At 46.2% G+C, this 11,443-nt stretch carries 10 protein-coding genes; all 10 read left to right on the forward strand.

Going from position 1 to position 11,443, the window contains the following annotated elements; all coding sequences use genetic code 11:
- Window positions 1-10: 10 nt before the first annotated feature.
- Window positions 11-2,689 (forward strand): NADH-quinone oxidoreductase subunit NuoG, encoded by a 2,679-nt coding sequence (gene nuoG / locus FTV14_RS12840; protein ID WP_180054001.1) that lies wholly within the window; start codon window positions 11-13, stop codon window positions 2,687-2,689.
- Window positions 2,690-2,692: 3 nt separating this feature from the next.
- The gene (gene nuoH, locus FTV14_RS12845; protein WP_004785081.1) at window positions 2,693-3,703 is read left to right on the forward strand and encodes an NADH-quinone oxidoreductase subunit NuoH; all 1,011 of its coding nucleotides are present in this window, start codon (window positions 2,693-2,695) and stop codon (window positions 3,701-3,703) included.
- A gap of 18 nt (window positions 3,704-3,721) precedes the next feature.
- The gene (gene nuoI / locus FTV14_RS12850) at window positions 3,722-4,264 is read left to right on the forward strand and encodes an NADH-quinone oxidoreductase subunit NuoI (protein ID WP_004785079.1); all 543 of its coding nucleotides are present in this window, start codon (window positions 3,722-3,724) and stop codon (window positions 4,262-4,264) included.
- Window positions 4,264-4,782 (forward strand): NADH-quinone oxidoreductase subunit J, encoded by a 519-nt coding sequence (nuoJ, locus tag FTV14_RS12855; protein ID WP_180012387.1) that lies wholly within the window; start codon window positions 4,264-4,266, stop codon window positions 4,780-4,782. The genes nuoI and nuoJ overlap by 1 nt, the downstream gene beginning before the upstream one ends.
- Entirely contained in the window at window positions 4,782-5,090 is a 309-nt protein-coding gene (nuoK, locus tag FTV14_RS12860) for an NADH-quinone oxidoreductase subunit NuoK (protein ID WP_004280769.1), read from the forward strand. The genes nuoJ and nuoK overlap by 1 nt, the downstream gene beginning before the upstream one ends.
- A complete protein-coding gene (gene nuoL / locus FTV14_RS12865) occupies window positions 5,087-6,976 on the forward strand; it encodes an NADH-quinone oxidoreductase subunit L (protein ID WP_180012381.1) in 1,890 nt (629 codons plus the stop codon). Before nuoK ends, nuoL begins: the two co-directional genes overlap by 4 nt.
- 1 nt (window position 6,977) lies before the next feature.
- On the forward strand, window positions 6,978-8,591 hold the full coding sequence (gene nuoM, locus FTV14_RS12870) for an NADH-quinone oxidoreductase subunit M (protein WP_004785072.1): 1,614 nt from the start codon (window positions 6,978-6,980) through the stop codon (window positions 8,589-8,591).
- 3 nt (window positions 8,592-8,594) lie between these two features.
- Window positions 8,595-10,139 carry an NADH-quinone oxidoreductase subunit NuoN gene (nuoN, locus tag FTV14_RS12875; protein WP_004785070.1) on the forward strand — a complete coding sequence of 515 codons (1,545 nt, stop codon included), beginning with the start codon at window positions 8,595-8,597 and terminating at the stop codon, window positions 10,137-10,139.
- Between the two features lie 123 nt (window positions 10,140-10,262).
- Window positions 10,263-10,898 carry a uracil phosphoribosyltransferase gene (gene upp, locus FTV14_RS12880; RefSeq protein ID WP_004785068.1) on the forward strand — a complete coding sequence of 212 codons (636 nt, stop codon included), beginning with the start codon at window positions 10,263-10,265 and terminating at the stop codon, window positions 10,896-10,898.
- Window positions 10,899-10,983: 85 nt separating this feature from the next.
- The gene (locus FTV14_RS12885) at window positions 10,984-11,277 is read left to right on the forward strand and encodes a cold shock domain-containing protein (protein WP_180012379.1); all 294 of its coding nucleotides are present in this window, start codon (window positions 10,984-10,986) and stop codon (window positions 11,275-11,277) included.
- Window positions 11,278-11,443 lie beyond the last annotated feature (166 nt).

The raw sequence follows: 11,443 nt of genomic DNA on the forward strand, positions 1-11,443 counted from the left end.
GAATTCGACTATGGCTACAATTCATGTCGATGGAAAATCGTATGAAGTCAACGGCTCGGAAAACTTGCTGCAAGCATGTTTGAGTCTTGGCATCGACATCCCATACTTTTGTTGGCATCCATCCTTAGGTTCTGTCGGTTCTTGCCGTCAATGTGCTGTGACTCAATACGCGAATCCAGAAGATACGCGTGGTCGTTTGGTCATGTCATGTATGACACCGGCTGCTGACAATACCTACATCTCGATTGAAGACAAAGAAGCAAAAGATTTCCGTGCTTCTGTTGTTGAATTCTTGATGACCAATCACCCGCACGACTGTCCAGTCTGTGAAGAGGGTGGCCACTGTCACCTGCAAGATATGACTGTGATGACACAACATGACCGTCGTCGTTACCGGTTCACCAAGCGTACGCATTACAACCAAGAACTTGGTTCGTTCATTGCGCACGAGATGAACCGTTGTATCGCATGTTACCGTTGTGTTCGTTATTACAAAGACTATGCGGGCGGTACGGATTTCGGCGTATATGCAAACGCTTCTCGCGTTTATTTCGGTCGTCCGGAATCAGGTACTTTGGAATCTGAATTCTCAGGTAACCTGACTGAAGTTTGTCCGACTGGTGTATTCACCGATAAGACTCACTCAGAACGCTATAACCGTAAATGGGACATGCAGTACGCACCAAGCGTATGTCATGGCTGTTCTTCAGGTTGTAACATCTCTCCAGGTGAGCGTTATGGTGAGCTTCGTCGCGTTGAAAACCGTTTCAACGGTGAAGTTAACCAATACTTCCTGTGCGATAAAGGCCGTTTCGGTACCGGTTATGTAAACCGTAAAGACCGTCCGCGTCAGCCACAGTTCCGTACTGGCACGAATGTAGAAACTGTTTCTGTTGATACAGCATTGGATACCGTAATTGCGAAAATCCAAGGCAAAAAAGTACTGGGGATCGGTTCACCACGTGCATCGCTTGAAGCTAACTTCGCACTACGTGAGTTAGTTGGTCAAGACAATTACTCAACCGGTATGGCTCAAAAAGAGCAAAATTTGGTTGAGCTGGCTGCATCGATCATGCAAACCGAAGGTGTTTATAACCCGAACATGCGTGAAATCGAAAGCTATGATGCGGTACTCATTCTGGGTGAAGATCTGACTCAAACTGCGCCACGTATGGCTTTATCTGTTCGCCAAGCTGCGAAAAATAAAGGCAAGGAAATGGCTGCAGAGCGCCGTACCCAAGAATGGCTGGCTGAACCTGTACAACGTATTGCCCAAGATGCGAAATCTCCGATTTACATTCTGGCTGCAACACAAACACGTTTGTCTGACGTTGCGGAAGGTGAAGTGGTTGCTTCTCCAAATGACATCGCACGTTTAGGCTTCGCGATTGCTGCGGGTGTGAAAGGTGAAGTCATCACTGGTCTTGATGACGATGCGAAAGCATTTGCACAAACCATTGCAGATACGCTGAAAGCTGCCAAGAAACAACTGATCATCTCTGGTACAAGTCTACAAGACGCAACCATCATGGAAGCTGCTGCACAAGTAGCACAAAACCTGGGTAATGCGGGCTTGACCTTGACTGTTCCTGAAGTGAACTCAATGGGGCTGGCAATCTTCGGTGGTCAAAGCCTTGAGCAAGCATTTGCACAAGACTATGACACTGTCCTAATTGTAGAAAACGATCTTTACCGTCGTTTACCAGCGGCTCAGGTTGATGCTGCGCTTGCAGGCAAACAGGTGATCGTATTGGATCACTCTGAAACTGCGACTGTGAAGAAAGCGAACATCGTATTGTCTGCTGCCTCATTTGCTGAAGGTGATGGTACTGTCGTTTCTCAAGAAGGCCGTGCACAACGTTTCTATCAAGTGTATGACCCTAACTACTACAACCCGGAACTGGCAATCAAAGAATCTTGGCGCTGGTTACACGCACTGGAAACAGGCGTACAAGGCAAAGCGATTTCTTGGACAGTACTGGATGATGTCATCGAGTCAGTAGCAAGCAATGTTCCTGCACTTGAAGGTATTCTGGATGTAGCACCAGATGCGGGCTTCCGTGTACATGGTCTGAAAGTGGCACGTGAACCACGTCGTTACTCAGGCCGTACTTCGATGCGTGCGCCATTGTCTGTCCACGAGCCGAAACAGCCAACCGATATCGATTCTGCATTAACATTCTCTATGGAAGGTTATGTGGGTAATGAAACACCATCTCCACTGATTCCATTTGCCTGGTCTGCAGGCTGGAACTCACCACAAGCCTGGAACAAATACCAGGATGAAGTGGGCGGTCACTTAAAAGGCGGTGATTCAGGCGTTCGTTTATTCGACCGTTTACCAAAGCGTCCAGCGCGTAGCTTCGTCGCACCAGCACCTGTGCTCGTAAATGCTGAAAGCTTCCGTCTGGTACCAATGCATCACATTTTTGCATCTGGTGAGTTCATGATCAAAACTCCGGCAATGGAATCACGTATTCCTGACGCAGTATTTGCAGTGGGCGAACAGGATGCTACACGCTTGAACCTGCAAGACGGTCAGAAGATCACTGTGAAAGCAGGCGAGACTTCAATTGTTCTTCCTGTACAAGTGATTGAATACTTACCAACAGGTTATATTGGCTACCCAATTGGTCTTGCACCAACGGTATCTCTTGCAGAGCCTGTTTCAGTCGCGGTAGGAGCGTAATTCATGGAACAAGAATTAATCCGTCAAACGCCGTTGTGGGCTGAAAACTGGCCAATCGCCTATTCAGTACTTCAAGCGATCGTGATCTTACTGGTTGTAGTACTGATCGCTGCGTTGATGTCTTTTATTGAACGTCGTTTACTCGGCTTGTGGCAAGACCGTTACGGTCCGAACCGTGTAGGTCCGGGCGGTATGTTCCAGATTGTTGCCGACATGCTGAAAATCATGTTCAAGGAAGACTGGACACCAAAATTTGCTGATAAATTGACTTTCCGTATGGCTCCAGCAGTTGCGATGGCAACTGCGGTGCTGTCGTTCATGGTTATTCCTGTATCACCTTACTTAGGTGTTGCAGACATGAGTATCGGTCTGTTGTTCTTCATGGCAATGGCAGGTATTGCGGTATATGCAGTACTGTTTGGTGGTTGGTCTTCTAACAACAAATACGCATTGCTTGGTGGTCTACGTTCAGCAGCACAAACCATTTCTTATGAAGTGTTCTTGGGTATTTCCCTGATGGGTGTAGTGGCAATTGCCGGTTCATTCAACATGCGTGAGATCGTAGAAGCACAGAAAGATGTATGGTTTATTATTCCTCAGTTCTTAGGCTTCCTGATCTTCGTGGTTGCAGGTGTTGCGGTAACTCACCGTCACCCATTTGACCAACCAGAAGCGGAACAGGAACTGGCGGAAGGTTACCACGTAGAATATGGCGGTATGAAATGGGGGATGTTCTTCGTTGCGGAATACGTAAACGTAGTACTGATCTCTGCATTGATCGTAACCCTGTTCTTCGGTGGCTGGTTAGCACCATTTGGTCTTGATTTCCTTCCACCAGCATTCTGGTTCATTATTAAAACAGCATTCTTCGTAATGATGTTTGTATTGGCGCGTGGTTCTTTAATGCGTCCACGTTATGACCAGGTGATGAACTTTGGTTGGAAAATTTGCTTGCCATTGGCGTTGGTTAACCTTTTGGTGACTGGTGCTGTGATTCTGTTGAATCAGGCCTAAGACAGCAGGGAGAACAAAATGTTTAAATTTCTAGCTGGATTCGGGTCAATCGTTCGTACGTTGTTCATGGTATTTACCCATGCAACGCGCAAACGTGACACCATTTTATATCCGGAAGTGCCAGCCGAAGAAATCGTGCCACCACGTTTCCGTGGTCGTATCGTATTAACGCGTGACCCAGATGGCGAAGAGCGTTGTGTGGCATGTAACCTGTGTGCGGTTGCATGTCCGGTAGGCTGTATTTCACTACAAAAAGCAGAACGTGAAGATGGTCGTTGGTATCCGGAATTTTTCCGTATCAACTTCTCTCGCTGTATTTTCTGCGGTATGTGTGAAGAAGCATGTCCTACGACTGCGATTCAGATGACACCAGATTTCGAATTGGGCGAATATGTTCGTCAAGACTTAGTCTACGAAAAAGAACACTTACTGATTTCTGGTCCTGGTAAATATCCTGACTATAACTTCTACCGTGTCACCGGTATGGCAGTTGCTGGTAAGGACAAAGGTCAGGCACAGCGTGAAAGTGCGCCTGTTGATGTACGGAGTCTATTACCATGATGTGGCCATTTTATTTAATGGCCCTTGTGGCCATCGTCTCTACGGTTCGTGTGGTAACTAACACGAACCCGGTACATGCTTTATTAAGCCTGATCGTTTCACTCCTTGCTGTAGCAGGGCTGTTCCTGATCGTGGGTGCACCATTTGCGGGTGCGCTTGAAGTCATCGTTTATGCTGGCGCGATCATGGTGTTATTCGTGTTCGTGGTAATGATGCTGAACTTGGGCGAACAGACTGTTGCTCAGGAACGCAAATGGTTGACTTCATCAGCTTGGGCTTATCCGGCATTGATGAGCTTCCTGATTGGTCTGATGCTGGTTTGGGTACTTAAATCAGATTACGTGCAGCCTTCAATGGTGATGGGCACAGAAATGGTCGGTCCTAAAGCGGTAGGTCAATCACTCTTTACGCAATACTTATTGTTGGTAGAAGTTGCCGCGATGTTATTGCTTGCATCACTTGTTGCAGCATTCCATTTGGGTAAACGTGAACCAGGTGCAGAAGAGGAACAACAATAATGGGCAACATCCCTTTAGAGCATGGTTTGATCGTTGCATCCATTCTTTTTGCACTGGGTTTTTACGGTGTAATGGTGCGACGCAACCTGCTATTCATTTTAATGAGCCTTGAAATCATGATGAATGCTGCTGCTTTGGCGTTCGTCCTGGCGGGCAGTGCATGGGCACAGCCTGATGGTCAAATCATGTTTATTCTGATTCTGACCCTTGCTGCGGCAGAGGCGTGTATCGGTCTTGCGATCGTCCTTCAGTTCTATCATCGCTTCCATCATCTGGATGTGGATGCTGCTAGTGAGATGCGCGGATGAGTTATTTATATCTAACAATTTTATTCCCGCTCATTGGCTTCGTCCTTTTAGCGGCAGGGCGTCATAAGCTTCCTGAAACAGTTGCAGCCATTATTGGTGTAGGGGCTGTGGGGTTATCGGCATTGTTCGCACTCATTGCGGGTATGGACTTTGTCAACAATGGTTCTACCGCGGTGGTGCAACCTCTTTGGACCTGGTTCAATGTCGGTGGTTTTGCACCGGGCATCAGCCTGCACCTGGACGGTTTGTCTCTGTTGATGCTGGGCATGGTGACAGGCGTTGGTTTCCTGATCCATATCTTTGCATCATGGTACATGCGCGGTGAACAAGACTTCGCACGTTTCTTCTCTTACTTCAACCTGTTCGTTGCAAGCATGTTATTGCTGGTACTGGGTGACAACCTGGCGTTGTTATTCCTGGGTTGGGAAGGTGTAGGTCTGTGTTCTTATCTGCTGATTGGTTATTACTACCAAAACCCTGCAAACGGTGTGGCAGCGATCAAGGCATTTACCGTTACCCGTATTGGTGACGTATTCCTGCTGATTGCCATGTTCTTGCTGTTCCAGCAATTCGGTACGCTAAATACTCAGTACATCGTAGAAAATGCTGCGGCTGTGATGACTCAAAGCTCATCATTGACCATCTGGACTGCGTTAATGCTGTTCTTGGGTGCTGCTGGTAAATCTGCACAGATTCCACTGCAAACCTGGTTGGCAGATGCGATGGCAGGTCCGACTCCTGTTTCTGCATTGATCCACGCTGCAACAATGGTAACAGCAGGTGTTTACCTGTGCTGCCGTCTGTTCACAGTATTTGAACTTGCACCTGAAGTGATGATGTTCATCTCAATTACTGGTGCGGTGACATTGCTGGTGGCTGGTTTTGCTGCATTGGTACAAACAGACATCAAACGTATTCTGGCTTACTCAACTATGAGTCAGTTGGGCTACATGTTTATGGCTGTAGGTGCTGAAGCATACCAGGCGGGTCTGTTCCATATGCTGACTCACGCATTCTTCAAGGCATTATTATTCTTGTCTTCTGGTGCAGTGATTCTGGCTTACCACCACGAACAAAATATCTTCAAGATGGGCGGTCTGTTCTACAAGAACAAATTCCTGTTTGCATGTTTCGCCATTGGTGGCGGTGCATTGGCTGCAATTCCATTCATCACTGTGGGCTTCTTCTCAAAAGATGCAATCCTGGGTGCGGTTTGGGTACAAGGCCAATCAATCGCAGTTTACAGCACACTTTACTGGGTGGGTGTAATCGGTGCGTTCCTGACTTCGATCTATACATTCCGTCTGATCTGGGTGGTATTCTTCGGTAAAGAAAACACACCTTACCATGCAATCAAGGGTGTAACTTACTGGGGTCCATTGGCAATTCTTGCAGTACTTTCAACTTTCGTGGGTGCAGCATTAAAAGCGCCTGTGGAAAGTATTTTGAATGCGGCTAAACTTCCTGCATTTGAAATTCCGGAAGCACTTGAACATGGCATGCATACTGCAGAATACACAGCAGTAGGTATTGCACTGGTAGGTCTTGCAATTGGCGTGGTGCTGTTTGCTTTTGCTTACAACGCTGTGAAATCTTTTGCGAAAACTTCTCTGGGTGCGGGCCTTGCCAACATCTGCCGTAATGCACTTGGTTTCGACAAGCTGTATGACATCGTTTTTGTGAAGCCTTATTTGTTCTTCGCGAAACTGTTCGGCCGTGATCCGATTGATGGCTTCTGGCTGGTGCTGCCTGCACTGGTTAAAGGTGGTCATAGCTTTACCAGTTCACGTCAAACAGGTTCACTGCGTGAATATGCATCTAGTATGGGGCTCGGTGTCGTTGTCCTACTGATGATCTTGCTCGTGATTCAGGTAGTGGGGAAATAAAATGGAAGCTCCAAACAATATTATTTTGCCGGCTCTGATCCTCATTCCGTTCATTGCAGGTTTTATTTGCTGGTTGGTCGATAAACTCGACCAACACCTTCCGCGTTATATCGCGCTGATTGGTATGTTAGTGACGCTGGTCTTGACCATCGTCCTTTGGCAGTCGGGTACTTATAACTATGAACTTGGCGGTGCGGCTCCTACGTGGGCAGCCGAGTTTAAATTGCCTTGGATTCAAACCCTGGGCATTAACATTCACCTTGCGGTGGATGGTTTATCTTTACTGATGGTTGGCTTGACTGCACTCCTTGGTGTGCTGGCAGTAGGCTGTTCGTGGGGTGAGATTCAGAAAAACGTTGGTTTCTTCCACTTGAACCTTTTATGGTCTCTGGGTGGTGTAATCGGTGTATTCCTGGCGATTGACCTGTTCCTGTTCTTCTTCTTCTGGGAGATGATGCTGGTGCCGATCTACTTCCTGATCGCACTTTGGGGTCATAAAGGGGCAGAAGGCAAGTCACGTGTATATGCTGCAACCAAGTTCTTCATTTACACACAGGTAGCTGGTTTAGTCATGCTGATTGGTATCCTTGGTCTGGTGACTGTAGGCTACACCATGACTGGTCAAATCCGTTTCGACTACAACTACCTGATGGGTGTAGCGAACATGCTGGATACACAAGCACCAGCAGTGGCTTATGCATTCATGATCTGTCTATTTATCGGTTTTGCGGTAAAACTTCCAGTTTTCCCATTACACGGCTGGTTACCAGATGCGCATGCACAAGCACCAACAGCGGGTTCTGTTGACCTTGCAGGTATCTTGATTAAGACAGCTGCTTATGGTCTGATCCGTTTCGTGATTCCATTCTTCCCGGCGGCTTCTGCACAGTTTGCAGACATCGCGATCATTTTTGGTTTAATCGGTATCTTCTACGGTGCTTGGTGTGCTTTCCAGCAAACCGATATGAAACGTTTATTGGCGTATACGTCTATTTCACACATGGGCTTCGTTTTACTTGCAATTTATGCAGGTAACATCCTGACCTTCCAAGGTCTGATGATCATGATGCTGGCTCACGGTCTGTCATCTGCAGCGCTGTTCATTATGTGTGGTCAGGTGTACGAACGTGTTCATACACGTGATATGCGTTTGATGGGTGGTATTCGTGGTCAGTTCCCATACCTTGCATTCTTCCTGATGTTCTTCATCGCGGCGCTTGTCGGTATTCCAGGTCTAGGTAACTTCATTGGTGAGTTCCTGATCCTGATGGGTTCATTCGGTAAATTCCCTGCATTCACAATCCTCGCTGCAATCAGCCTGGTATTTGCGGGTCTGTACGGTTTGATTCTGATCCATAAAGCGTTGTTTGGTGTTCCAAACGAAGAGCAAAAACAACACTACACAAATCCGTTAAAAGATTTAAATGCACGTGAAGTGGTAATTTTGCTGATCTGTGCATTTGGTCTAGCATGGCTTGGTCTATACCCACAAAGCTTCCTTGACGTTTCTAACTCAAGCATGGCGTGGTTAGCGAATAGCTACATTCCTGTGTCTGAAGCAGCTGATGCTGTGCAGCAAGCTGCCGTTTCAGCTGAAAATGTGGAGATCCAATAAGCCATGAACTTCACAATGTCTTTTTCTGAGCTTATGCCTCTAGCACCTGTGATGATCGTGTCATTGACTGCGATCGTCGTGATGTTGCTTACTGCAATTAAGCGTAACCATAACTTAGTTGCGACTACGACAGTCATTGGTCTAAACCTGGCGGCGTTGTACATTCTGTTCGTTCTGTTAGCGGGTCAATTTGCACCTGCCAATGTAATGAATCTGTTCCTCGTAGATCCGTTTACGATGCTGTATCAGTTTGTGATTATTGTGGCTGCACTGGCGTGCAGTACCTTGTCACATGCTTATATTGAAACCTATAAAGATAACCGTGAAGAACTATACATCCTGATGCTGACCTCCGTTGCCGGTGCGATGCTGATGGTGGCAAGTTCTCACTATGCATCTTTCTTCATTAGCCTTGAGCTCATGTCGATCCCTGTATACGGCTTATTGGCGTATACACATCAGCGTTCTCAATCGCTTGAAGCAGGTGTGAAATATCTGGTGCTTTCAGCAACTGCATCTGCAATGTTGTTGATGGGTATGGCATATGTTTATGCATATACAGGTTCTCTAAGCTTTGTCGCTGAACCAGGCAAACTATTAACTGCATTCAGTCAACCTGCTGTAGTAATTGGTCTGGCACTGATCGTATTCGCTGTGGGCTTTAAACTGTCACTGGCTCCATTCCACAAATGGACACCAGACGTATACGCAGGTGCTCCAGCACCAGTTGCAACTTTCCTTGCAACTGTGTCTAAAGTGGCAATGCTGGGTCTGTTCGTACGTTATGTATTGTCTTCTGGCTTAATCCTGTCAGATAGCTTCGTAACTATCATCAGCGTGATTGCAGTACTTTCCATCATTGTAGGTAACTTGCTTGCAGTGAAACAGGTGAACTTGAAACGTATCTTGGCATACTCTTCAATTGCTCACTTCGGTTATGTACTGGTTGCGATCGTATCTGCACGTAATACTGACTTTTTACAGGTTCAAGGTTTCGCGACTTTTGAAAGTGTAAACGTCTATATCATCACGTATGTATTGACTACGATTGGTGCTTTCGGTGTGGTAACGCTGATGTCTAGTCCGTATAACAATACAGATGAAGCAGGTAGCCTGGCGGAGTACCGCGGTCTGTTCTGGCGCCGTCCAGTATTGACTGCTGTATTAACTGTGATGATGCTGTCTCTAGCAGGTATTCCATTAACAGCGGGCTTCATCGGTAAGTTCCTGGTAGTGAAAACTGCGGTAGCAGGTGAGTCTTGGTTCCTTGCTGCGATGGTCATCCTGGGTTCAGGTATTGGTCTGTACTACTACCTGCGTGTGATGGTTGTCATGTATATGACTCCACCAGAAACACCACGTCTTGATGCTGTAAATCACTGGGGACAAAAAGTCGGCGGTATCATGGTATTGCTTGTCGCATTACTGGTACTGGTGATCGGTGTTTATCCAGATCCGATCATTGCGCTGTCTCGCTATGCATTCTTCGCAATGTCGCCTGAATTACAACAGTTTATTTTCACTTTGGTTCAAAGTGGTTTTAACTAATTCAGCGCAAGTTTGAAGTTATTACAAAAAAGCCTCCACGATTGGGGGCTTTTTTAGTTAAACAAATCCGGAAAAGTCTTTATAATAGCGGAAATTTATCTTTAACCTTCTAGGTGTTCTCCCGTGGCAATCCATGAAATCCGTCATCCATTAATTCGACATAAACTCGGTTTACTGCGTCGTGCTGACATTAGTACCAAGAACTTCCGTGAGCTAGCTCAGGAAGTGACTATGCTTTTGACTTATGAAGCGACCAAGGATCTTCCTGTCGTTGAGCATGAGATTGACGGCTGGAACGGACCGGTAACTGTAGACCGTATTGCAGGTAAGAAAATTACTGTTGTGCCAATTCTACGTGCGGGCATTGGTATGCTGGATGGTTTCCTGAATCTGATTCCAAGTGCCAAAGTCTCTGTACTGGGTCTGGAACGTGATGAAGAAACCCTACAGGCACGTACTTACTATAAAAAACTGGTTCCAGACGTACAAAACCGTCTTGCGATGATCATTGATCCAATGCTGGCGACTGGTTCTTCTCTGGTTGCTGCGATTGACGTATTGAAAGCCAGCGGCTGTAAAGATATTCGTGTGATGGTATTGGTCGCAGCCCCTGAAGGCATTAAACGTGTTGAAGAAGCTCATCCAGATGTGGTGATTTTCACTGCGGCGATTGACCATGGCTTGAATGAAAATGGTTACATCGTTCCAGGTTTGGGCGATGCGGGTGACAAGATTTTTGGTTCAGTTCAAAAAGACTAATATTTTTGAAAGTGAACAGAAAAGGGGCTTTTACAGCCTCTTTTTTATATACTGAATACTGACAGATACAGAGAAGGGGACGTTTATGGCTTCCGAGCAATACCAAGGAAAAGTAAAACAGTACAATCCAGAAAAAGGATTTGGTTTTATTTCTTCACCTGAAGGTGAGGTATTCTTTCATATCTCGGATTTCCCCGCCGATTCAGGTGAACCGAAGCGCAATGACCGGGTAAAATTCAATGTGGTCCAGAATGGGGATCGCTATAAAGCCATTAAAATTGAACGTGTAGAAGATAAATCGAAGAAAGCCAAAAAAGCCAAAGCGGTAGCAGTCAATACTTCGATTACATCAGCACTATTGTCGAATTTAAAGCGTTAATATTTGCTTGGAAAATTCATTTAAAAGAGGGCCTTAGGGCCACTGCTGTCCCATAGTTTGCTTTAAATAAAAAAACCTGAGTCCTAACAGTTAAAATATGAGTGCAAACAAACACTTTAACGACCAGGATTCAGGTTTTGTCCCATCAGAATACCGTATTTCATGA

The organism is Acinetobacter sp. YH12236 (assembly GCF_013417645.1).
In the GTDB taxonomy this organism is placed as follows: Bacteria; Pseudomonadota; Gammaproteobacteria; order Pseudomonadales; family Moraxellaceae; genus Acinetobacter.

Excerpts from the sequence above, each read along its gene's own strand:
- nuoL (WP_180012381.1), top strand. The coding sequence starts at position 5,087 with ATGAGTTATTTATATCTAACAATTTTATTCCCGCTCATTGGCTTCGTC.
- nuoM (WP_004785072.1), top strand. The coding sequence starts at position 6,978 with ATGGAAGCTCCAAACAATATTATTTTGCCGGCTCTGATCCTCATTCCG.
- nuoI (WP_004785079.1), top strand. The coding sequence starts at position 3,722 with ATGTTTAAATTTCTAGCTGGATTCGGGTCAATCGTTCGTACGTTGTTC.
- nuoG (WP_180054001.1), top strand. The coding sequence starts at position 11 with ATGGCTACAATTCATGTCGATGGAAAATCGTATGAAGTCAACGGCTCG.
- nuoK (WP_004280769.1), top strand. The coding sequence starts at position 4,782 with ATGGGCAACATCCCTTTAGAGCATGGTTTGATCGTTGCATCCATTCTT.
- nuoN (WP_004785070.1), top strand. The coding sequence starts at position 8,595 with ATGAACTTCACAATGTCTTTTTCTGAGCTTATGCCTCTAGCACCTGTG.
- nuoJ (WP_180012387.1), top strand. The coding sequence starts at position 4,264 with ATGTGGCCATTTTATTTAATGGCCCTTGTGGCCATCGTCTCTACGGTT.
- nuoH (WP_004785081.1), top strand. The coding sequence starts at position 2,693 with ATGGAACAAGAATTAATCCGTCAAACGCCGTTGTGGGCTGAAAACTGG.
- FTV14_RS12885 (WP_180012379.1), top strand. The coding sequence starts at position 10,984 with ATGGCTTCCGAGCAATACCAAGGAAAAGTAAAACAGTACAATCCAGAA.